17 protein-coding genes are annotated in these 22,794 nt (G+C 58.4%); 9 read left to right on the forward strand and 8 right to left on the reverse strand.

All coding sequences use genetic code 11. The features are described from left to right. The first annotated feature begins 37 nt into the window (after positions 1–37). Positions 38–1,432 (forward strand): NAD(P)/FAD-dependent oxidoreductase, encoded by a 1,395-nt coding sequence (locus ACHUE7_RS09160; RefSeq protein ID WP_394169695.1) that lies wholly within the window; start codon positions 38–40, stop codon positions 1,430–1,432. Here the strand turns inward: ACHUE7_RS09160 and ACHUE7_RS09165 are convergent. Beyond that, on the reverse strand, positions 1,429–2,895 hold the full coding sequence (locus ACHUE7_RS09165) for an aspartate ammonia-lyase (RefSeq protein ID WP_394169696.1): 1,467 nt from the start codon (positions 2,893–2,895) through the stop codon (positions 1,429–1,431). The genes ACHUE7_RS09160 and ACHUE7_RS09165 overlap by 4 nt on opposite strands. Positions 2,896–3,033: 138 nt before the next feature. Here ACHUE7_RS09165 and ACHUE7_RS09170 point away from each other — a divergent pair, with 138 nt between their 5' ends. Further along, the gene (locus tag ACHUE7_RS09170) at positions 3,034–3,939 is read left to right on the forward strand and encodes a LysR substrate-binding domain-containing protein (RefSeq protein WP_394169697.1); all 906 of its coding nucleotides are present in this window, start codon (positions 3,034–3,036) and stop codon (positions 3,937–3,939) included. 68 nt (positions 3,940–4,007) lie between these two features. Here ACHUE7_RS09170 and ACHUE7_RS09175 read toward each other — a convergent pair whose 3' ends face one another. Continuing rightward, on the reverse strand, positions 4,008–5,207 hold the full coding sequence (locus ACHUE7_RS09175; protein WP_394169698.1) for an ABC transporter substrate-binding protein: 1,200 nt from the start codon (positions 5,205–5,207) through the stop codon (positions 4,008–4,010). A 298-nt stretch (positions 5,208–5,505) separates the two neighbouring features. Beyond that, positions 5,506–7,044, reverse strand: a complete 1,539-nt coding sequence (locus ACHUE7_RS09180) for an alpha/beta fold hydrolase (RefSeq protein WP_394169699.1) — start codon at positions 7,042–7,044, stop codon at positions 5,506–5,508. A gap of 154 nt (positions 7,045–7,198) precedes the next feature. On the opposite strand from ACHUE7_RS09180, the gene ACHUE7_RS09185 reads away from it, so the two are divergent. The 5 genes from ACHUE7_RS09185 to ACHUE7_RS09205 all read left to right on the forward strand — a co-directional run bounded on the left by ACHUE7_RS09185 (position 7,199) and on the right by ACHUE7_RS09205 (position 14,500). Further along, on the forward strand, positions 7,199–8,398 hold the full coding sequence (locus ACHUE7_RS09185; RefSeq protein ID WP_394169700.1) for an acetate/propionate family kinase: 1,200 nt from the start codon (positions 7,199–7,201) through the stop codon (positions 8,396–8,398). 34 nt (positions 8,399–8,432) lie between these two features. Then, entirely contained in the window at positions 8,433–10,556 is a 2,124-nt protein-coding gene (gene pta, locus ACHUE7_RS09190) for a phosphate acetyltransferase (RefSeq protein WP_463558922.1), read from the forward strand. Positions 10,557–10,669: 113 nt separating this feature from the next. Further along, positions 10,670–12,517 (forward strand): methyl-accepting chemotaxis protein, encoded by a 1,848-nt coding sequence (locus tag ACHUE7_RS09195; protein ID WP_394169702.1) that lies wholly within the window; start codon positions 10,670–10,672, stop codon positions 12,515–12,517. 111 nt (positions 12,518–12,628) lie between these two features. Then, the gene (locus ACHUE7_RS09200; RefSeq protein WP_394169703.1) at positions 12,629–13,600 is read left to right on the forward strand and encodes a D-2-hydroxyacid dehydrogenase; all 972 of its coding nucleotides are present in this window, start codon (positions 12,629–12,631) and stop codon (positions 13,598–13,600) included. A 225-nt stretch (positions 13,601–13,825) separates the two neighbouring features. Beyond that, complete coding sequence (locus ACHUE7_RS09205; RefSeq protein WP_394169704.1) at positions 13,826–14,500, forward strand: MaoC family dehydratase; 675 nt, start codon at positions 13,826–13,828, stop codon at positions 14,498–14,500. Positions 14,501–14,566: 66 nt separating this feature from the next. On the opposite strand, the gene prmC is transcribed toward ACHUE7_RS09205, so the two are convergent. The 3 genes from prmC to hemA are packed head-to-tail and all read right to left on the reverse strand — an operon-like array spanning position 14,567 to position 17,800. Beyond that, entirely contained in the window at positions 14,567–15,412 is an 846-nt protein-coding gene (prmC, locus tag ACHUE7_RS09210) for a peptide chain release factor N(5)-glutamine methyltransferase (protein WP_394169705.1), read from the reverse strand. Between the two features lie 30 nt (positions 15,413–15,442). Continuing rightward, a complete protein-coding gene (gene prfA / locus ACHUE7_RS09215) occupies positions 15,443–16,528 on the reverse strand; it encodes a peptide chain release factor 1 (protein WP_394169706.1) in 1,086 nt (361 codons plus the stop codon). 15 nt (positions 16,529–16,543) lie between these two features. Beyond that, the gene (gene hemA, locus ACHUE7_RS09220; protein ID WP_394169707.1) at positions 16,544–17,800 is read right to left on the reverse strand and encodes a glutamyl-tRNA reductase; all 1,257 of its coding nucleotides are present in this window, start codon (positions 17,798–17,800) and stop codon (positions 16,544–16,546) included. Between the two features lie 461 nt (positions 17,801–18,261). Between hemA and ACHUE7_RS09225 the strand changes: the two genes are divergently transcribed. After that, positions 18,262–20,010, forward strand: a complete 1,749-nt coding sequence (locus ACHUE7_RS09225) for a tetratricopeptide repeat protein (RefSeq protein WP_394169708.1) — start codon at positions 18,262–18,264, stop codon at positions 20,008–20,010. Beyond that, positions 20,007–20,567, forward strand: a complete 561-nt coding sequence (gene lolB / locus ACHUE7_RS09230) for a lipoprotein insertase outer membrane protein LolB (protein ID WP_394169709.1) — start codon at positions 20,007–20,009, stop codon at positions 20,565–20,567. The genes ACHUE7_RS09225 and lolB overlap by 4 nt, the downstream gene beginning before the upstream one ends. Positions 20,568–20,775: 208 nt before the next feature. Here lolB and ACHUE7_RS09235 read toward each other — a convergent pair whose 3' ends face one another. Together ACHUE7_RS09235 and ACHUE7_RS09240 are read right to left on the reverse strand one after the other, a co-directional pair. After that, on the reverse strand, positions 20,776–21,948 hold the full coding sequence (locus ACHUE7_RS09235; RefSeq protein ID WP_394169710.1) for a 1-acyl-sn-glycerol-3-phosphate acyltransferase: 1,173 nt from the start codon (positions 21,946–21,948) through the stop codon (positions 20,776–20,778). An 83-nt stretch (positions 21,949–22,031) separates the two neighbouring features. Beyond that, complete coding sequence (locus ACHUE7_RS09240; protein WP_348475679.1) at positions 22,032–22,706, reverse strand: TetR/AcrR family transcriptional regulator; 675 nt, start codon at positions 22,704–22,706, stop codon at positions 22,032–22,034. Positions 22,707–22,794 lie beyond the last annotated feature (88 nt).

Genomic DNA, 22,794 nt, shown 5'->3' on the forward strand with positions numbered 1-22,794 from the left:
CTCTAGCCTAAAGACTGACAATACAGTTGAGCTCTCCATGTCCTCCAATAATTGGCCGATAACCACAGGCGAGATTTCTTTCTGGTATCAGGATATCGGCGGTTTTCCGCCTCCCAGACCTTCTCTTGATGGTGATGTCACTGCCGATGTTTGCATCGTTGGTGCCGGCTACACCGGTCTTTGGACGGCGTATTACCTTAAGAAATCTGCTCCGGAATTAAAGGTCATCATTCTCGAAGCCGAGTTCGCCGGCTTTGGCGCATCGGGGCGTAACGGTGGCTGGCTAACGGGTGGCTTTGCCTGGGACCATGAAAGGTACCTGAGCAACGGTGATGCAGCGGGTGTTCGGGCCATGGTCGATGCGATGGGGTCCAGCGTCGATGAAATTCTGTCTGTGGCATCGGCCGAGGGCATAGACGCCGATATCCATCGCACCAGCGAATTGCTGATCGCCACCAACCCGGCGCAGCTGCACCGCATGAACACCGAGATTGAACACCGAAAGACCTGGGGCGAAGCGGGCCGGATTCGGGCACTGCGCCAGGAAGACGTTGCCGCTCGAATCTCGATACCCGGCGCACTGGGCGCGATGGAAATTGATAACGTCGCCCGTATCCAGCCTGCCAAACTGGTGCAGGGGCTGGCCCGGGTGGTTGAGGGGCTGGGTGTGCGGATCGCCGAACAAACGAAGGTTATCGCTTTGGAGCCAGGCGCCGCTAAAACCGACAAAGGAAGGGTAACGGCGCCCATCATTCTGCGAGCCACTGAAGGATTTACGGCCACTTTGCCCGGCTCGGAACGGGACTGGCTGCCCCTCAATTCGGCCCAAATTATCACCGAGCCGTTGCCACCCGAAGTTTGGCAGCAGATCGGCTGGAACGGCCGTGAGATCGTAGGTGATTTCGCCAATGCCTACTGTTATTGCCAGCGTACCCGTGAAGGCCGAATCGCGGTGGGTGGTCGTGGCCTGCCCTATCGTCTGGGGAGTCAAATTGACCACAGGGGCACACCCGACCCCGACACCATTCGCCACCTGATCCAAATTCTGAACCGGCACTTCCCGGCTGCCAGCAAGGCTCGCATTGATCACGCCTGGTGTGGGGTATTGGCGGTACCCCGCGACTGGTGTGCCACCGTTGGTCTCGACCCGAAAACGGGCCTCGGCTGGGCCGGAGGGTATGTCGGCGTGGGTGTATCGACCTCCAACCTGGCCGGACGCACCCTCTGCGATCTGACTCTGGGTCGGGACACCAACCTGACCCGCCTGCCCTGGGTTGGCCGCCGGGTTCGACGCTGGGAGCCCGAGCCCCTGCGCTGGATGGGCGTCAGAGGCATGTATGCCCTGTTCAATGCGGGCGATCGGCGCGAAGCCAAAGGTGGGCCCACTCCGTCAAGACTGGCGACGCTGGGCCACTGGCTTACCGGACATTAAGCCGTTTCCGGCACCGTCTTTCGACCGGGATATACCAGTCGCTCAAGACTCAGCGCCTCATCCAGCTCCGCTTTTTGCATCAGCCCTTCGGCCAGTACCAGATCCCTGACACTATGCCCTGTCACCAAGGCCAGGCTAGCCAGGCGGGTTGCATTGTCGTAACCAATGTAGGGGTTCAGCGCGGTAATGACGCCGATGGAGGCGTTCACCTGTGCCAGGCAATGCGCCCGGTTGGCCGTAATGCCTTCGATGCACAGGGTGCGTAGCATATCCATGGCGCGACGCAGCAAGCGCATTGAATCGAACAGTTTATAGGCAATCAGTGGCTCCATAGCGTTCAATTGCAACTGCCCGCTTTCAGCCGCCATGGTGATGGCCAGGTCGTTGCCGATCACCTGATATGCGACCTGGTTTACTGCCTCGGGAATCACCGGGTTCACCTTGCCGGGCATGATGGAGGAGCCAGGCTGACGAGCTGGCAGATTAATCTCACCGAACCCGGCCCGGGGGCCGCTCGACAACAGGCGCAAGTCGTTACACATCTTCGACAGCTTGATCGCCAGCCGTTTGGTCATACCGGAAAACAACACGAAGGCTCCCATGTCTGAAGTGGCTTCAATCAGATCATTCGCCAGTCGCATCGGGTGTCCGCACAGTCGCGACAAATGGGTCACCGCCAGCTGTGCATAGTCCGGGTGGGCATTCAGACCGGTGCCGATGGCGGTGCCGCCGAGGTTGACTTCCCGCAGCAGATCAAACAGGCCGGCAATGCGATCGATGTCTTCACCCAGGGTGGTGGCAAAGGCGCCAAATTCCTGGCCCAGCGTCATCGGTACCGCATCCTGTAACTGGGTACGGCCCATCTTGAGTACATCGGCAAACTCGTCACGCTTGTCGGCCAGCGCATCCCGCAGCAGCGCCAGGCTATCGACCAGTTCTGCGTGCGACAATTGCAAACCCACCCTAATCGCCGTCGGATAGGCATCATTGGTCGACTGGGAAGCATTGACGTCGTTATTGGGGTGCAGGTGTTGGTATGCGCCTTTTGCATGACCGAGCCATTCCAGCCCCAGATTGGCGATAACTTCGTTGGCGTTCATATTGGTGGACGTACCGGCACCGCCCTGAATCATATCGACAATGAACTGGTCATGATGCTGCCCGGCGACCAGTTGATCACAGGCCGCACTGATCGCCTGAAACCGGCGCTCTTCCAGCAAACCGAGCTCTGCATTGGCGGCGGCGGCGGCTTTTTTAACCATGGCCAGCCCGATTATGAGTTTTGGAAAGTGAGCCAGCGTCACGCCCGACAAATCAAAGTTTTCGGCGGCGCGTAGCGTCTGAATACCATAGTAGGCCCCGACCGGGACGGGCCGTTGACCGAGCAAGTCGCGTTCCAGGCGAGTTGGCTGAGTGGGTTCAGGGGCAATGCGAGTGACGGCGTCGTTCTGCGTTGGCAGCATGATGGTTTTCTCTGTCCTCCGGGTGTGTCCGGCTTGCCAAATCGGCGACCGGAGAACGCATTGTGCCGCTACGCATGGCTCGCCGACCAATGCCGTTTTCAGCTATAGTATGCATATATTGCATACTAAGGAGCTTGAATGGACTTTGAAACGCGCTGGCTGGAGGACTTTGTTGCCCTGGCCGATACCCTGAGCTTTTCCCGCGCGGCGGAACGTCGCTTTGTGACTCAGCCAGCATTCAGTCGACGCATTAAAGCGCTGGAAACCACGTTGGCAGTGCCGCTGGTGGACCGCTCAACAACGCCGGTGAAATTGACCGACGAAGGCCAGCTGTTCCTGCTGACGGCGAGAACTGTGATGTCTCAGTTGCGTGAAACCGTCAGCCGACTGCGCGGGCTGGACGCAAACCAGCAAACGCTGCGCGTTGCTGCCGCCCATTCGCTGGCATTCTCCTTCTTCCCCGACTGGATGACCGAGCACCGGGATGTGATGAACAACCTGAACATGCGCCTGGTGGCAATGAACGTTGAAGAAGCCTTGCATGCCCTGCGCGAAGGCCAGTGTGATTTGCTTCAAATCTATTATGACTCCTACGCCACCCTGCAACTCGATGCCAATACCTTTCCCTCCATTACTCTGGGACACACGCGCCTGGTTCCTGTGTCAGTTCCATTGCCTGGCACCGACCAGCCACGCTATTCGCTCGACAGTGAAGGCCAGGAAGAAATTCCGTTACTGGCCTACACACCCGGGGCCTTTCTGGGGCGGACATTACGGCTGATGTTAAAGCAGGACCCGATCAGATTACGGCTGAAAACCGTCTACGACACCGCCATGGCGGAAGGGTTGAAAGGCATGGCATTAACCGGCGCTGGCATCGCCTGGGTACCGGAGCTCTGTATTCGTCGGGAACTTCGAGAGGGTGAACTGGTAATCTGCGGGGCTGAGCGCTGGCATGCGCCACTGGAGATCCGGCTGTATCGATGTGCACTGGTTCGGAACCCATCGGTAAACCGGCTTTGGCAGCGATTGGCCGCCCAATAAAAAACCGGCCCAAAAGGCCGGCTTTTAACGAACTCAGTATCTGTTCGTGGAGCAGTAACCCGTCTGTTTTACTGGACTTCGCCCACTTCCACAAACGCACCGTTACGCACGGTCATTTCAACAATCACGCCAGGAACGTCACCGCTGTCATCGAATTCGTGCTGACCGGTTGCGCCTTCGTAGTTAATGTCCTGACCGGCTGCCAGCAGACGCTTGGCTTTGCTCCACTCACCCGGCAGGATCACTTCACCCGGCGCAGTCGCTACGCGGCGGACATGGTCGCTCAGGCCTTCACGGCTGTCTTCGCCCATTGATTCGATGGCCAGCGCAATAATAAAGGCGGCATCGTAAGACTGACCGGCAAAGGTCGCGTTCGGATCCAGCTCAACCGCTTCGGCCAACCCGGCAAACACAGCTGATCCTGGCAGATCCGGGGTGCCCGGCTTGGTAGCAATCATGCCTTCAAGCACGTCGGCGCCCACAGCCCGAACCAGGCCGTCACCGACCATACCATCACCACCAACGTAAGTGACGAAGTTGCCGCTCTCGTTCGCCTGGCGCAGGATCGTCTGACCAGACCCGTCAGCATAGGCCAACACGACCAGGTTTTGTGAACCGGTAGACGCCAGAGAAGCAATTTCAGCACGATAATCGGCTTTGCCGTCTTCATGCGCTTCATTGGCCATGACCATGCCACCTTCGTTTTCATAGGCCGCCGCGAACGCATCGGCCAGGCCCTTGCCATAGTCGTTGTTCACATAAGTGACCGCGGCATCGTTAATACCTTTGGAGATCAGCAACCGTGCCAGAACTTCGCCCTGATAAGCGTCAGACGGCGGTGTACGGAAAACCTGATCATTATCATCCATCTCTGTAATCGCCGGCGAGGTAGACGCCGGTGAGATCATCACCACACTGGCAGGAATGCCTACGTTGTTGGCGGCGGCAATGGTCGCCCCTGAACACAGGGCACCGACGATAGCGGTCACATTTTCCGAGTTGATCAGTCGGTCGGCACCGTTGGTAGCGGCCGACGAGTCAACGCAGGTGGTATCAGCACTGGGCATGACCAGAATGTCACCATCCAGAATGCCGCCCTGACCATTCACATGCCTGACTGCCAGACGCGCAGCGTCATAAATGGGTGGTGTCAAACTTTCAATAGGGCCGGTAAAACCACCCAGAAAGCCGATTTTTACTTCTTCAGCCTGTACGGCACCGACGAGTGCTGCAGCGGTTGCTACGCCCAAGAGTGTTTTTTTAATCATAGAGTTCTCTCTCGCTGTTATTATGTTTCCCAAAGGGACCACTTCATGTTGAGGATTTTTTGTCAGAAACACAAGCCTTCAAACGGCGCATAGGCCCGCATTGTCGGCTTTGTTCACTTTCTGTTCAGACATGACCTGCAATCCGGTGATCGCGTGAGCTGTGCACAGTGCCAGTCTTGTTCTTGTTGTTAGACGGTATTGTGTTACTGCGCCATCGCAGCTTCTCCTATTTTTCAAGCAACAGCACCCCCGGCCGGAGAAAAAGCTTTGCGATGCGTTGTAAAGCCACGATTCCAGCTCAGGGAAAGAAGCCATTGGTCAGAAAAAAGGCCACCCAGAACCGCACGTCCTCATCGTTCATGATGAAGGTATGACCAGCCTCTGCCAGACGGAAGCCATCGGCCTCGCTCAGGCGGGCACTGGCCACCGATACCTTGCCATCGTGATCACCCTGAAACAGAACATTGAACCAGGGGTCGCTGGAGCGGGTGCCGGTAATGACCCCCACGGGCACATCGATGGGATCAAGCTGGTTCACCAGCGCCTCGTCATCGGTGGCCAGTTCCAGCGCCGCGGGCCCCATAATCCACTGAAACCAGGCCTGGTCTCCCAGGGCATCGATCACTTCACTGCCGTGGTTGGGCGGGCTCAGCATCACTACCCGCCCCTGGCCCGGCAGATCAGCGCGCTGCAGCCAGTAACGGGCCAGTATGCCGCCAAGTGAATGGGTCACCAGATGAACGGTGTCGTAACCCTGCCGGTTCACCCGCTCCACCGCGTTCGCAACGTAGGCCGACAACTCCGGGACGGTCTCCTTTCGGCTTGGGTATTCCTGATTACAGGTGGCAAAGCCTGCCTCCTGCAGAGCACCCGCCAGCCTGGCCATGGACCTATCGGTTCGGCCCAGTCCGTGCACCAGTACCACAATCTGATCGCCCTCGCCTTCCACGGTGCACAAGTCCTCCTGCTCCGGCACCATCAAGCCGGCGTCAATGCGCACATCGGCCAGACTTACGCGCCAATCGAGATGCGGCCCGGTGCTACGACCCGTTGTGCCCACCGCTGCGATCAATTCACCCTGTTCAACCCGATCGCCCACACTGACATGCACACCGGATAAATGCAGAAAACTGGACGTCAGCCCCATACCGTGGTTCAGCAACACCGTTCCACCGCTGAAATACAAATCCGGTTCTGCCAGCGTCACAACGCCGGAGGCTGGCGCGTATACCGGTGTGCCTGTGGGTACCGCAACATCAATGCCCCAGTGCGGCGCTGAAGGCGTTCCGTTCAGAATACGCTGGCTGCCATAGACGCCGGAGATTCGCCCATAGGCGGGCCAGACGAAAGGCTCAAGCCAGCCTTCACTGTCGACCCGGCGAGCGCGGGCTGCCTTGACACGTTCCGCTTCGGCCAGTATGCGGGCAATCTGCTCTTCAGGCGGGTTTACCCGGGACGGATCAAGACCGTCGACGCGCTGAATTCGATAGTCCCGTTCTTCAATTTCCAGCTGAAACCGCTGTTCTGCCTGCCCGGGCACACGCACAGATAACGGATACTCGCCTTTCATCATGCGCTCGAAACCCAGAATATAGCGGCCTTCAGCGTCTACCGGTACGGATTGCCCGGCAAACCTTACGTGGCTTTCGGGCTCGGCCCGGCCGACAAAATAGCCACCACCCTGAAGTACTCCGTACCCTTCGGGCATGGCCCAGGCTGGCAACGTCATAAACCAGCACAACGCTGCTGCAACCAGCAGCAGGAGGCTTCGCCGATGGCGACGCCGGACGGCACGCGTCGGGACCTGATGCAGGTCATTACCCAAGGTAGCTATCATCTTATATACTCATTTAAGGTTCACGACTTGCCAAACTCCGGCACTGTAATGGCGCGCTGACTCTGCGTCAGTCTGTAGGCGTCAGCTCGATCTATCTTACACACTATTGGCTCCCTGTTGGGCCCGCCATCAAACCGGTTAAGGATTCAACTCCATGGCTGTAGTTCCGGTGCTTGTTATTAATTCCGGCAGTTCATCGCTCAAATTTTCGCTGTTCGACATGACCACCGGCCGCGACATCCTTTCGGGTTCAGTCGATCGGCTCAACACTCGCAGTGCCGAACTGAACTGGCATCTCGATGAAGAAAAACACACCACACCCCTGCCCGGCCAGGGTCACTCGGGGGCCTTACAAGCGGTCAACAACCTCGTGACCCGCCTTGCATTAAAAGAACCGCTGGCGGGTATCGGCCACCGGGTCGTACACGGTGGTGAAACCTTTACCGATTCAGCCCGCATTACCGAGGCCACCCTGCGCGGCATTGAAGCCTGCGCCAACCTGGCTCCTCTGCACAACCCGGCGAATGTGCTGGGCATTCAGGTAATGCAGGCCTTGTATCCGTCAGTGCCCCAGGTCGCTGTCTTTGATACGGCGTTTCACCAGTCGCTGGATCCGGAGGCCTTTCTCTATGCCGTGCCAATGAAACTCTACCGGGAGCAGGGCGTTCGACGTTACGGTTTTCATGGCACCAGTCACAAATACGTAGCGCAACAGGCGGTGCAACAACTGGAGTTGAACCCTGAATCGCATGCGATTATCACAGCGCACCTGGGCAACGGCTGCAGTGCAACCGCAATTTCCGACGGTTTTTCGATCGACACCACCATGGGGATGACCCCCCTGGAAGGGCTGGTCATGGGCACGCGCAGTGGCGATATCGACCCGGGCTTGCATGAATACCTGAGTGAGCAACTCGGCTGGAGCATCGCCGATGTGACCCAGATGTTGAACCGCGACAGTGGCCTGCTGGGTCTTTCGGAACTGTCGAACGACATGCGCACGCTTACCGAAGCGGCGGCCGGCGGGCACCGTCAGGCGCGCCAGGCCATCGATGTGTTCTGTTTCCGCCTGGCCCGCCAGATCGGCGGTCTGGCGGCATCGCTTGGCCGGCTGGATGCCCTGATTTTTACGGGAGGCATCGGTGAAAACGCCGTTGATATTCGCGCTAATGTTCTGCAACGCCTGGGTGTATTCGGGTTTGAACTCGACGATGTCCTAAACAAAGCGCACGGTGACAGCCGGGGCCAAATTTCAGCAAGCAAGGGCCCGGTTGCTGCTGTCATTCCCACCCGGGAAGAATGGATGATCGCGCAGGACACCCTGCGGTTGATCAACGAAACGCCTATTAACTGATCAACAGGGAGCGCCTGTGCAACACACTTTTTTCATGACAGCCATCGGTGCCGGTACCGGTCTGACCTCGGTGTGCCTGGGCCTGGTTCGGGCACTGGATCAACTTGGTATTCGGGTGGCCTTCTGCAAACCCATCGCCCAGCGCTATGGCACGGATCCGGGGCCGGAACGGTCCACCCACCTGATCAACGCCACGCTCGGCCTGCATCCGGCCGCCCCGATCAGCCTGGCGACGGCCCAGCAGGCGTTATCTCAAAACAAGACAGATGATTTAATGGAAGACGTCATCCAGCTGTTCCAGCAATCGGCAGGCGAGGCGGATGTCGTGATCGTCGAAGGGCTGGTGCCGCTGGGTGATGAAAACTACATCGGCAAGCTGAACTTGAACATGGCCCGGGCACTGGATGCCGACGTCATTCTGGTGGCCGCCAAAAACGCAGAAAGTACGGCGCAGTTGAACGAACGAATTCAGGTCAGCGCCAGCCTGTTTGGCGGCATCGACAACGCCCGGGTGATCGGCTGCATACTCAACAAAATCGGGGCGCCAGAACCCGACTACCAGCAAATATTACCGAGTGAAGACGGCGAACAGCATCTGGCCATTCCCACCGACCCCGACAAGATCATCGCCTCGCTTCGGGTCTTTTCGAACCCGTCGTTCCGGTTCCTGGGGGGTATTCGCTGGAATCCGCTGCTGGTCGCCCCCCGCACCCGCGATGTTGCTGACCATCTGCAAGCAACACTGCTGAATCGTGGCGAGCTGGAGACCCGCAGAGTCCAGGCCATCACCGTCTGCGCGCGAACCATGCGCAACATGCTGCATACCCTGAAAGCTGGCACCCTGGTAGTGACCCCGGGCGATCGCGAAGACATCGTTCTGGCCAGCTGCATGGCCGCTCTGAACGGCGTGCCCCTGGCCGGCCTGGTACTGACGGGTGGACTGAAACTTGATAACGCCGTCATCGATCTGTGCCAGGCCGCCTTTGCCACCGGCCTGCCGATGATGGAAGTCAGCTCCAATACCTTCGTGACCGCCCAGCGGTTGAACGCCATGAACACCGAAGTTCCTGTCGACGATGTCGACCGCATGGATGCCGTAATGAACGCGGTTGCGGCCGATCTGGATGGCGCCTGGCTGGCACAGCGTGCCCGGGTCGGCCTCGAACCGAGACTGTCGCCCCCGGCTTTTCGACACCTGCTGGTCGGTCGTGCCCGCCAGGCCAAAAAGCGCATCGTACTGCCTGAGGGAGATGAACCCAGAACCGTGCAGGCAGCCATTTCCTGCCAGCAGCGTGGCATCGCGCACTGCGTGCTGCTGGGCAAGCGTGACGACATAGAGCGAGTCGCCGCCAGCCGCAACCTGACGCTGCCGCCCGACCTTGAAATCGTCGACCCGGAGCAGGCCCGCCCGCGGTACATTCAACCCATGGTTGCCCTGCGCCAGCACAAGGGTCTAACGGCTCCAATGGCTGAAGCACAACTGGAAGATACCGTGGTGCTGGCCACCATGATGCTGGCCGAAGGCGATGTGGATGGCCTGGTTTCCGGTGCGGTGCACACCACGGCCAATACCATTCGCCCCGCGCTGCAGCTGATCAAGACCAGAGCGGATGCCAGCCTGGTGTCGTCGGTATTTTTTATGCTACTGCCCGACCAGGCGGTGGTCTATGGCGACTGTGCCGTTAACCCGGACCCGAATGCTGAACAACTGGCCGACATTGCCATTCAGAGTGGCGACTCGGCCCTGGCGTTTGGCATAGAGCCACGCATCGCGATGATCAGTTACTCCACCGGCGAATCAGGCTCTGGCGATGACGTGGAAAAGGTACGCGCTGCAACCAAACTGGCGCAGGCAAAACGCCCGGACCTGCTCATCGACGGGCCCTTGCAATACGATGCCGCATCAACCCCTTCGGTTGCTACCAGCAAGGCCCCGAATAGCAATGTGGCTGGGAAAGCCACAGTATTCATCTTTCCGGATCTGAACACCGGCAACACCACCTACAAGGCGGTGCAGCGCAGCGCCAATGTGGTCAGCATCGGCCCCATGCTGCAGGGGTTGAGCAAGCCGGTGAACGATCTGTCACGCGGTGCCACGGTCGATGACATCGTCTACACCATTGCCCTGACTGCCGTGCAGGCTAACCAGCCCGTCTGAGCGAGTCACCGGTTTCCAGAAACTGGCCGAAGTGCCGTTACCTGAACTATATATTAGGTAACGGTCATTCAAATACGAATGGCTTGGTATTCTTTTTCCTGGGAGCCCGACTCATGACGTCCTGGACTATTCGCACCCGCCTGATGGTCGGGGTGGCGCTCAGCGTATTGGTGCTGGTCGCCATCAACGGTGTTTATAACTACCAGCAAGCCCGGTCGGCACTGGTTGAGTCGGTCTCCGACACGGTGCAACGCAGCGGCACCAGTACCCGGCGCTTTGTCAGTAACTGGCTGGCCAGCAAGGCACAGGTGGTCGAGTCGGCCGCCCAGGCGATTGCCAACGCCCCCGATCCGATTCCGGTGCTTACCCAGGGCAACAACGCGGGTAACTTTCTCTATATGTACCTGGGTACCCGGGCTGGTGACATGATCATGTTCCCGGCTGAATCCTTGCCCGATGATTTCGACCCCCGCACCCGGCCCTGGTTCATTCAGGCTCAGGAGGAACAGCAACGCATTGTTACCGCCCCCTATATTGATGCGTCCTCTGGGGGTCTGGTGATGAGCTTTGCCCAACCGGTGGGCGCCAATGTGCTTGCCGCCGACGTAGCCCTGACCGATATTGTTCAGGAAGTGCTGGGGGTTGAACTGGGCGAGTCGGGCTATGCGGCACTGGTCGATGGCGACAACCAGTTTCTGGTTCACCCCGACGAAAACCGGCTGGGAGAGAATCTCAATGGCTTGATCGGCAATGCCCGACTGACCACAACCACCTCTGGCGTCTCCGTCAATGGTGAAGACTGGCTCAGTGCCGCCTACCCGATTGAAGGCAGCGACTGGCAGGTCGTCTTAATGGTCAAAAGCAGTGAGGCCTTTGCCGGACTCGGTGCCCTGGCACTGAGCAACACCCTGGTATCTGCCCTGACCATCCTGATTGTGACCATCGTTTCCGGATTTCTGATTTCCTATCTGCTGCGGCCCCTGGCCGGGCTCGATTCGGCCATGTCTGATATTGCCCAGGGTGAAGCCGACTTGACTCGCCGGCTCACAGTTGTGCGCGACGATGAAATCGGCTCGCTCAGCCAATCGTTCAATCAGTTCGTTGAATCGGTGCATCAACTGGTGTCGGAAAGCCTTGGCTATTCCCATGAGCTGGAAACCCTGTCGGATTCCTCGCGCAGAAATGCCAAGGCCAATAACGATGCCATTCAGTTACAGCAGAGCGAAATCAGCCAGGTAGCCGCCGCCATTAACGAGATGTCGTCTACCTCGGCCGAGGTGGCACAAAATGCGGGAGATACCGCCGAAGCGGCTCAGAAAGCCTCGACTGAAGGCCAGAACGGCATGGGTAATGCCGCCGAGAATCGTCAGCGTATGGGCAAACTGACCGGGCAGATCGATACCGCCACGGGTGTTATCGGTAAACTGGATGAGCAGGCACTGGAGATCAACACCATTCTGTCGACCATTCAGAACATCGCCGAACAAACCAATTTGCTGGCTCTGAATGCGGCCATTGAGGCGGCTCGTGCCGGTGATCAGGGGCGTGGTTTTGCCGTGGTTGCCGATGAAGTGCGGGCTCTGTCGCAACGCACGCACCAGGCTACCGGCGAGATTCAGACCATGATTGAAACCCTGCAGGAGCAGACCCAACAGGCCGTGTCGATCATGACCAGCAGCAAAACCCTGACCGATGAAACGGCCAGCAGCGCCCAGCAGGTAACCACCAGCCTTAACGTGATTGCCGAATCGATAGAAGACATTTCTTCCCGGGCACAGAGCATTGCGGAGGCTTCTCGCGAGCAGAACATCGCAACAGAGGAGATCAGCCGCATCGCCACGGCCATTCAGGATGCCTCCAACCAATTGGCCGACAACGTCGATCAGGCAACCGCCCAGTCGGACGAGTTACATGGCGTCAGCCGCAAAATCCGGCAAAATTTGTCGCGCTTCAAGGTCTGAGCGTCCGGGTAGTCGGCTGAAACAAAAGCAGAGCCGGTGTCTGCAAGGTGGGCACTGGCTCTCTGAATAGGGTACATTCAGTGGCACAGAGTCACCGCTGACGGAGCCCTCATGAAAGCCGTATTCCTCGACGCCGCCACCTTCCCCGACGAACAAACACTGACGCCACCAGACACCGTAACCGACTGGCAAAGCTTCGACAAAACCTCACCCGAACAGCGTCTCGAACGCTTGCAGCAGGCTGATATTGCTCTGGTCAACAAGGTGGTGCTGGATGCACCCCTACTGGCCCGGCTACCGGACCTCAAGTGCATTGGCGTAACAGCCACCGGTACCAACAACGTTGATCTGGAGGTCTGCCGGGCCCGGGGCATTGCTGTGTTCAATGCCACCGGTTACGCCGTTGACGCCGTCGGTGAGCATTGCATCATGATGATGCTGGCACTGGCCCGGAACCTGAAGGCCTACCTCAGAGATGCCGACAACAAAGGCTGGAGCCAGAGCCCCTTTTTCTGCAACCGTATCGCCCCGATCAACACCCTGAGTGGTAAGCGCCTGGTGATTGTTGGCAAAGGTGATCTGGGCACAGCGGTTGCGACCCGGGCTCAAGCCCTGGGACTCTCGGTGATTTACGCTGAACGGCCCGGGGCAGAGACCGTCAGGCCGGGGTACACCGCCTTCGAAACCGCGCTGTCGCTGGCCGATGTAATGAGCCTGCACTGCCCGCTGACTGACCAGACCCGGGGCATGATCAATCAATACACGCTGAGCCTGATGCAGCCGCACGCCCTGCTCATCAACAGCGGCCGGGGCGATTTGGTGGTTGAACCCGATTTACTGGATGCCCTGACCCGGGGCGTCATCGGCGCCGCGGCGCTGGATGTGGCCAGCAGTGAACCACCCCCGCCCGAGCACATCATCTGGCAATTGGCGGCCTTGCCAAACGTTATTGTGACACCCCATGTCGCCTGGTCGTCAGATGGCGCCATGGCCCGCCTGCTGCGCCAGTTGGAGGAAAAACTGAATCGCTGGGCCCGACAGGAACCCAATGCCCTGACCGACTCACTGACCCACGACAGTTAAGAACTCAAGTTCCGGAGTTCGGGAACCTTGGGTGCCTAACGTCCGCGTCGGATACCGGTGGCCATCGCCTACGTGTGAGCCACCTCACAGGACGTGAAAAAAGCATGATCAGTGACATACTTTCATGGCACTCATTTCCCTCCAGACTAAGCAATACGGGGGTTTTGGCGTATAATCCCGATCATTAGCGCTAGACCAGCCTCTGTGTGAAATGGATTCCCGGACATGAGTGTCATCGATTTAATCAAAGAAAAGAAAGAACGTCTGAGCCAGAATCAGGCGGAATTCAGGGAGCTTATAGCGCCGCAATGGCGCGAGTACTGGAACGAACTCTGGCAAAGTGCCCGCAATCACGAATGGGTCAACTGGGTTCTGGACCAGGATCGCAAACCGGTCGATACCCCGCAGGATTCGCTGACTGAATGCGACAACCCACGCGCTGAAGCCATGCGCCAGACCTTACTGAGCCAATTGGGTGACGTCGTCTATGAAGGCCAGTGGCTGACTCTGGAGCAAGACCGGATCAACGCCTTTGCCGAGGTTACCGAAGACCAGCAGTGGATTCATACCGACCCGGCACGGGCTGAACAGGAATCTCCGTTCAGGGCCACCATCGCCCATGGGTTTCTGACCCTGTCGATGATTCCCAAGCTCACCAACTCAGTTGACCCGAGCAATCCGCCTTACCCCGGCGCAAAAATGGTCGTCAATCTCGGCCTGAACAAGGTGCGTTTTCCCTACCCGCTAAAAGCAGGCAGCCGAGTCCGGGCAACCAAGAAAATCGTCGCAGTTGAAGTGGTACGTCGCGGTCTGGAAGTCACGGAAGAAGTCACCGTCAATATCGAACACACTCGACGCCCAGCCTGCGTGGCTGAAACAGTGGTTCGCCTGGTCTATTAGAAGTTCGGGCAAGCTGAGAGGCGTTGGCCCGCGACGAGCGAACTGCAAAACTTGAGTTAATTAAAACTAAGTTGCCACAGGGTTCCACTGACCAAAGCTAACCCTATCCCGGCTCCCCATATCCTGCAAGGTTGCTATTGAGCCATAGCCGTGGCTTTCAAAACACTCTCTGACTGCCTCCCCCTGCGTCCAACCATGCTCCAGAAACAACCAGCCACCTGACGCTAGAACCCGCCGCCCCTGCTCAATCAGAAGTCGAATATCGGCCAGACCATCGTCGGCTGCTACCAGAGCAGACAGTGGCTCCCAGCGCACATCGCCTTGCTGCAAGTGAACATCATCAGCGGCAATATAGGGGGGATTCGATACCAGCAGATCCAGGCTGTGATCCGCCAATGCATCGCACCAGTGGCTTTGGCCCACGGTTACCGGGAATCCCAGTTGGTGCGCATTCTCTTGCGCAAGGGCTACGGCATCCGGTTGAACATCAAAAGCGCTGATGCTCCAGCTGGGTCGTTCGCTGGCCAGTGCCAGCGCTATGGCACCCGTTCCGGTGCCCACATCGGCGACTCTTAGGGATGGTTGGTCAAAACGGTTTAGAATAGCCTCGACCAGCGTCTCGGTATCAGGTCTCGGAATCAGGGTGCTGGCATTAACCTTAAGTGGCAAAGACCAGAACTCACGCGTACCAAGAATATGAGCGACCGGCTCACCGCCCTCTCGGCGGCGCACCAGGTCTTCAAAGTGGTGCTGCTGGTCAGCGCTCAGCTCCCGTTCAGGCCAGGTAAAAAGCCAGGTTCGGCTTTTACCGAGCACAAAGGCGAGCAACAAATCGGCATCGAGCGCTTCCAGGCCCTGCTGCTGCGCCCATTGCTGGGCCTGGCGCACCTGGTTCAGGCCGGAGTCTGACATGGGTTAGGTTTCCTGTAAGGTCAGCGCAGATCAGGACTGCGACATATCAGCCAGCAGTTGTGCCTGATGTTCCTGCACCAGCGGGTCCACTACCTGATCCAACGTGCCCTGCATCACTTCATCGAGTTTGTAGAGCGTTAAATTAATGCGGTGGTCGGTGATGCGCCCTTGCGGGAAGTTGTAGGTACGGATGCGCTCGGAGCGATCGCCACTGCCGACCAGGCTGCGCCGGGTATCGGCTTGTTCACGGGCGGCGGCACTGGATTGGGCGTCCATAATCTTGGCGGCCAGTAACGACATGGCCCGGGCCTTGTTCTTATGCTGGGAGCGTTCATCCTGGCATTCCACCACGATGCCGGTAGGCAGGTGCGTCAGACGCACCGCCGAATCGGTTCGGTTAACGTGCTGACCGCCAGCGCCCGAGGCGCGGTAAGTGTCGACCCGCAAATCACCCTTGTCGATCTCGACTTCGGCCAGTTCATCGGCTTCAGGCATCACCGCTACGGTACAAGCCGAGGTGTGTATACGCCCCTGGCTCTCGGTTTCCGGGACGCGCTGAACCCGGTGGGCACCGGACTCAAACTTGAGATGCGAATACACCTGGTCACCGCTGATGCGACTGATGATTTCCTTGAAACCACCGTGCTCGCCTTCACTGGCCGACAACACTTCCAGACGCCAGCCCATACGTTCCGCGTATCGGCCGTACATCCGGTGCAGGTCACCGGCAAACAGAGCGGCTTCGTCACCGCCGGTGCCAGCCCGTACCTCAAGAAAGACGTTACGGCCGTCGTTCGGGTCTTTGGGCAGCAGCAGAATCTGCAGTTCATCAGTCAGTTGTTCCAGGCGCTCTTCGCCCTGTTTTACTTCGTCGCGACCCATGTCGCGCATCTCGGGGTCGCTGTCGTCCAGCAACTGGCGGGCATCAAGAATATCTCGTTCAACACCCTCATAGCGGGCAAAGCAGCCAACCACGTCTTCAAGCTCCGCATATTCCTGTGAATACTGACGGAACCGGGTCTGATCGGTGATCACCTCGGGCTGGGAGAGCAGACGTGCCAGTTCGTCATAGCGTTCTGTCAGTTCAGACAGTTTCTGGCGGATGGAGTCTTTCATAGACGCATGGATGCCTTATAAATCAAACAGACGGGAAACCCAGTCACTGGCTTCCTTGTCATCACCGTCCCCATGGGCCTTGCGCAAGGCCACCGTGGGGGCGTGGAGTAATTTGTTGGTCAGCCCCCGGGCCAGTTGCTCGACCACCCGCTGGGCGTCGACACCCTGTTCCAGAGCTCGCCGGGCTTTTTCCAGCTCGACGTCTTTCAATGTTTCGGCCTGTTGGCGCAGAGCGCGAATGGTGTCAGCCGCCTGGCGTTCTTTCAACGACTGACTGAATGCATCAGTCGAACGGGCGATGATGTCCATGGCTGCGCGCGCAGCCTCCTGCCGGCTTCGTACGTTGGCTTCGATGACGGTTTTGAGATCATCCACCGTGTATAGATAGACGTCTGAAAGATCCCCAACTTCACTCTCGATATCCCGTGGGACGGCGATGTCGACCATGAAAACCGGCTTGTGACGGCGTTTCTTCAGCGCCCGCTCCACCATGCCCTTGCCGATGATGGGCAACTGACTGGCGGTTGAGGAAATCACGATGTCGGCGCCGGGCAGTTCATCGGGAATGTCTGACAACAAGACCGCACGGGCCCCGAACTCCGATGCCAGACTTTGCGCCCGGGCCAGCGTTCGGTTGGCAACGACGATGTCGGTTACGCCCTTGTCGCGCAGGTGGCGGGCCACCAGGTCAATGGTTTCACCGGCGCCAATCAGCAGTGCCCGGCACCGGTCCAGGCGGTCGAAGATGCGAGTGCTGAGGCGCACAGCAGCGTAGGCGACACTGACGGCATTCTCACCAATGGCAGTGTGGGTGCGCACTTCCTTGGCCACACGAAAACTGTGTTGAAACAGATGGTGCAGCTGCTGACCGACGGAATCGTATTCCTGGGCAACGGCGAAGGCCGACTTCAGTTGCCCCAGAATTTGCGGTTCGCCCAGCACCATGGAATCGAGCCCGGCCGCAACGCGCCCCAGATGGGAGACTGCATCGGCATCGGCATGTATGTAGAGCGCAGCGCGCAGTTCGTCGGGGGAGATGCGGTGTGTCAGGGCAAGCCACTGGATCAGGGCTTCTATGCCAACGGCAGGCTCGGTCAGGGAGCAATAGATTTCACTGCGATTGCAGGTGGAGAGAATCACCGTCTCTTCGACGCCCGGAATCGACAACACCGATGCCAGCGAGTCAGACATGGTTTCGGGAGCGAAACTGACTTTCTCCCGAACGTCTACTGACGCCGTGTTGTGATTAATACCTAGGGCCAGCAATGACATGTTTGGACGGGGCCTGCTCACTTCGTTGATCAAACGCGTAGTCTACCGATTTTCCGGTCCCGAGGCGACTGTGATAACGCCCGGCACCCAGGCTCTAACAAGCCTGAAGGCTGCCATCTTTACACGGATTTACGCTTCGTCTGCTGTACCCGGCAGCCACCCACAGGTCACTCTAACCAAGCACTGGAAGGCAGTATGAGGGCAGCCGGGTCACAAACAATGCCGCGGCCGCTATACTCACGATTGCCGATAGCTATCACGCATGGCGGGATGCACTGTCCGAGCCACCCGAGACTGAGCTGAACCATCACCCTGTGCGTACACCCTAATCACGATGTTGACTGCACCGGCTGTGATTCAGTCCGTGCACCCTAGGGCAACACCCCGGCAGCAAAGCCCGGAGTAACCTGTGTGTTAACCCAGGTCGTAACCCTCACCATCAGACTGCGAAGCCGAGACACATGACATCTACAGCACCTTTCAAACGCACCATGCTGGCCACTTTGGTTCTTAGCCTGGCCTTAAGCGGCTGTACCACGACCGCCTCCCAGGCCGAGTCATCGGGCGATGCCGCGCCTCAAACCGGGTCATCAGAAGCGCAAGCACCCCAGTCCGACACTCGCATTGCGACAACGCCGCTGACCGGAGAGGCCTTCTACACCCTGCTACTGGCAGAAATTGCCACGAACCGTGGCGACTACGGCTCAGCCGCGCAGCTCTACAGCCGTCTCGACCGGCAATACGACGATCTGGAAGTGGCCCAACGCGCCACCGCCTTGAACCAGGTGGTGGGTAATTACGACGCCATGGGCGAACATGCCGGCCACTGGTTGCGGCTCGAACCAGAGAACGCCGAAGGCTGGCAAGCGCTGACCATCGCCAGCCTGGCCAATGCAGACCAGGTCACCGCCAGCCGGGCCCTGAATCAGTGGCTGACGCTCGACCCGGACGCTGAAATTGAAGTGGCACTCGCCGGTATTTCCACCCTGGCCGCCGACCAGCAAGAACGTTTGCTGCCGGTACTGGCCGAGGCCGAGGCCAACCATCCGGAGAACACCAGCATTGGGTTTGCCAATGCCCAGTTGCTGTCGACGCTGGGCCAGTACGAACAGGGGCTGGAGGTCATCAGGGCCAATCGGGCTCAGCAAGACAGTCCGGACAAAGGCCTGCTGGAATTCCGGCTCCATCTCGAACTGAACGACATTGAACAGGCCCGCACGGTAATCAGCGACCTGGCCGAGCGTTACCCAAACAACAGCCAGGTCGCCACCACCTTTGCCGGCTTTGCCTATGCCGATTCGGATACCAACAAAACAGAGACGCTGGAATCCCTGTTCAACCGCTTTCCGAACGAACCGGTGATCGCCCGTGCCTTTGCCCGCGAGTCGTTCGACAATGAAGACTACGACACCGCAGAAGTGCTGTTCGAACGACTGATAAACTCTGAATTCAGCGACGAGGCCCACTATTTTCTGGGCAGAATCAGTCGCATTAATCGTGTGCCGGAAGAAGCTGCCCAGCGCTTCTTAAGTGTCGAAGCGCCACCTTACCTGGTGTCGGCCCTCGCTGAACTCAGTGAAGTCTGGCAAGACAGTCGACCGACCGATGTGCAGGAAGCCCTGCACCAGGCCCGCCAGGATTACCCGGCCCAGAGCCCGGTCTTGTGGCGCATTGAAGCGGATCTGTTCCGTCGACTGGGCAATACCGATCAGGCCATGGCGGTATATGGACAAGCCCTGTCAGCCCACCCGGGTGACACCAGCCTGCTGTACGATCAGGCGTTAATGGCGGCCAACCTGGGCCAATATGAGTTGCTTGAGGAAAACCTGACCGAGGTTCTGGAACAGGAGCCAGACAATGCCTCGGCACTGAATGCGCTGGGTTACACCTGGGCAGACCGCAACATGAATCTGGACCAGGCAAAACGCTACATCGACCGGGCACTCGAGCAGCAACCGGATGACCCGGCAATTCAGGATTCCAAGGGCTGGGTGGAATACCGCCTTGGCAATCTCGAAGAAGCGGAGCGCTGGTTACGTCGCTCACTGGAATCCATGGAGTCCGATGAAGTAGCGGCGCATCTGGCGGCGGTACTGTGGGAACAGGACAAACAGGAAGAAGCCCAGCGCTGGCTCGACCAGGCGTTTAGCTGGAACAGCAACAGCCCGACCGCCAGGAACATCATTGAAACGCTGGACATCGACCGATGAGGTCCCTCCTCGTTGTTGCTCTGGCTACTCTGGTACTGACTGGTTGTGCCGGTTTCGGCAAGCAGCCCGGGGCCAGTGAGCTGACCGAAAACTGGGCGCTATCGGGCAAGATGGCGGTTCGCAACGCCACCGAAGCCAGCAGTTTCAATGTAGACTGGGAGCAACGGGCACAGGACTTCGAGATCGAACTGAGCGGCCCACTGGGGCAAGGTGCCGTTCAGATTAGCGGTGAACCGGGCGAAGTGACTCTAACAAAAGGGTCCGATCAGGTGACCCGAAGCACCCTGCGCGAGCTAGCCTACGAAATTACCGAACTGGATCTGCCTCTCGACTACCTGCAATACTGGGTGCGCGCCAAGCCCTACCCGGGCATAGAGGCTACCGTTAACCGAGATACGGACAACGGGCAAGTAAAAAGCATTTCTCAATCGGGCTGGCAAGTGGACTACCCGTTGTACTTCACTGAAACCGGAGAATCCCTGCCTAGACGAATTGATTTCGCCCGCAATGGCAGCAGTGGCCGGCTGGTCATCCGTAACTGGGTCAGTGAGCTTTAGAGCCGTTTCGGAGGCCGCGGCTGACAGGTTGCCGATAACCCGTGCCGGTCACCAGATAGGCTTATCCAGGGTCGGCGTGAACCCATCCATGGGGCCTGGACCGCAGCGTCCTGCTGCGGACCACCCTGGATAAGCCTATCTGGCAACCGTCACTAGCCTTCTTTGGCGCGGCCTCCGAAACGGGGGCTGCTTCCCCAAACGCCCGTCCCTATTGATCCTTGGTATCGTCAGACTTTGGCGCAGCAGCATCCATTGCTGAGGTAAGTGCCGGCAAGCCCCGCTTCATTTGCACCGCATTCGCATACTGGCGCAGCATGTAGGGTTTGAGGGTATCCCGCGTTACCGCTACTCGCTCAGCCAGCTTCACTGCATCCGCATTGGTCGGTTCGGTGTGGTCACCATGAAGAGTGGCGTGGGCCCATTCGTTGGATTCGTACAAGCGGTAATGTTTGTGCACCTGGGCATCGATCGCTGCGGCGACATCGGTGTCTTTTTCGTAGTCGCCGTTCAGTACCTCGCCAAAGGCCAGATGCACTCGCCCTTTCCAGCCGGTCATGCCTCGGGCGATGGACTGAACATCTTCGTGGGCTTTTTTCTTGTAACCGCCCTTGTGTTCCTGGGCATAGAGCTCGCGTGCCTTTGATAAATCGAGCGGATCGACTTCATAGCTGATGGTCACCGGCACGATGTTCAGTTCGCGAATGTAGCTGGCGTAGTCGCGGTCTTTGGGTTTGCTCAGGCTGAACATACCAATGACCGCCGGGTTGGTTTTGTCGTAACCGTCTTTGGCTCGCCCTTCCCGCTGTGCAATCCAGACATTCGCCTTATCTTCGGTGATACAGTGGTGAATGTACCGCGACAGAATCTGGGCTTCTTTCAGCTTGGCCTTCATGCCCTTTACCGAGCGACGCACGATAAAGCTTTTGTTCAGCCGCATCAGATCACTGACAAAGGGCTTACTCAGCAGGTTGTCGCCAATGGCGATGCGTACGGTCTGGAAACCCGCGTGGTAGAGTGTCCAGTTCACCATGGCCGGGTCCATGACGATGTCCCGGTGGTTGGAGACAAAGAGGTAGCCTTTGGTCGGGTCTAGCGATTCCAGCCCCGAGACGGTCAGGTCGGCGACGCTTTTATCGAGAATGCGTTTCAGGTAACCGCGCAACCGGGGTTGAAAGTCGTCCACCCGGCGGATGCCACGAAATTGCCAGGCAAGTCCCAGCCGAATCAGGGGGCGCAGTAGCCAGGGAGCCTTGCGGTTCAATCCCGGGGCTACCCAGGCGCCGATGGCGGCGTGCATTTCCGGGTCGGCCAGCACCCGCTTTAATACGAGCGGTACTTCGTCGTCGTTAAAAGGACGAATGTCGTCAAATTCAGCAGTCATACAGCCCTACAAGACCAGTAAAAAGGCGGCTACTGTACTCCAACCTCGCCTTAAAATCAGGCCCGGCGTTCAGAATACAGACGTCAGGCCTCACCGGGCACCTGCAGACCAATGCCCTTGAGAATCACGTGCGTCAGCGTGCGTTCTGCTGCTTCGAAATCGGCTTCTGTCAGTCCGTCGCTGTCGAGCGCCCATTCGATCTGGGTGGCGAAGTCGGCGTAATGTTGTGTGCTGCCCCAGATCATGAACATCAGGTGCAGCGGGTCGATCGGGTCTATTTTTCCGGCGTCAATCCAGGCTTTGATCACCTCGGTGCGGCCCAGGGCCCAGTGGTGCATGTCTTGCGCCAGGTATTTCTTCAGGTGTGGCGCCCCCTGAATCACCTCGATGGCGAAGATCTTCGACGCCAGGGGGTGACTGCGGGAATAACGTATTTTTGATCGAATGTAAGCGTATATCGTGTCCGCCGGGTCTTCGTCGGCGGTGGTGGTGTTGAAGGCCTGGTTCCACATGCCCAGTATGTCTGACAACACCGCGCCATACAGGCCGATTTTGCTCTGAAAATAATAGAGGATGTTGGATTTGGGCAGGCCGGCGCGTTCGGCAATGGCATTCAGCGAGGTTCCCTTGAAACCGTGCTGCGCGAATTCAATTTCGGCGGCTTCAAGAATGATGGCTTCGTTCTGTTGCCGGATTCGCCCTGCCTTTTCCTTGGTCTGGAACTCTTCTTTCAAGCGTTTCTGGGCCTGATCGACCATGATGACTTCCCGCACTGAGGTGATAGAGAGGGCGAAGCCAGTGGCTAACGACCAGCGCTCACCGGCCAGTCTAACCCACTGATTCCGC

It is taken from the genome of Saccharospirillum alexandrii, assembly GCF_043641555.1.
GTDB classification, from domain to species: Bacteria; Pseudomonadota; Gammaproteobacteria; order Pseudomonadales; family Natronospirillaceae; genus Saccharospirillum; species Saccharospirillum alexandrii_A.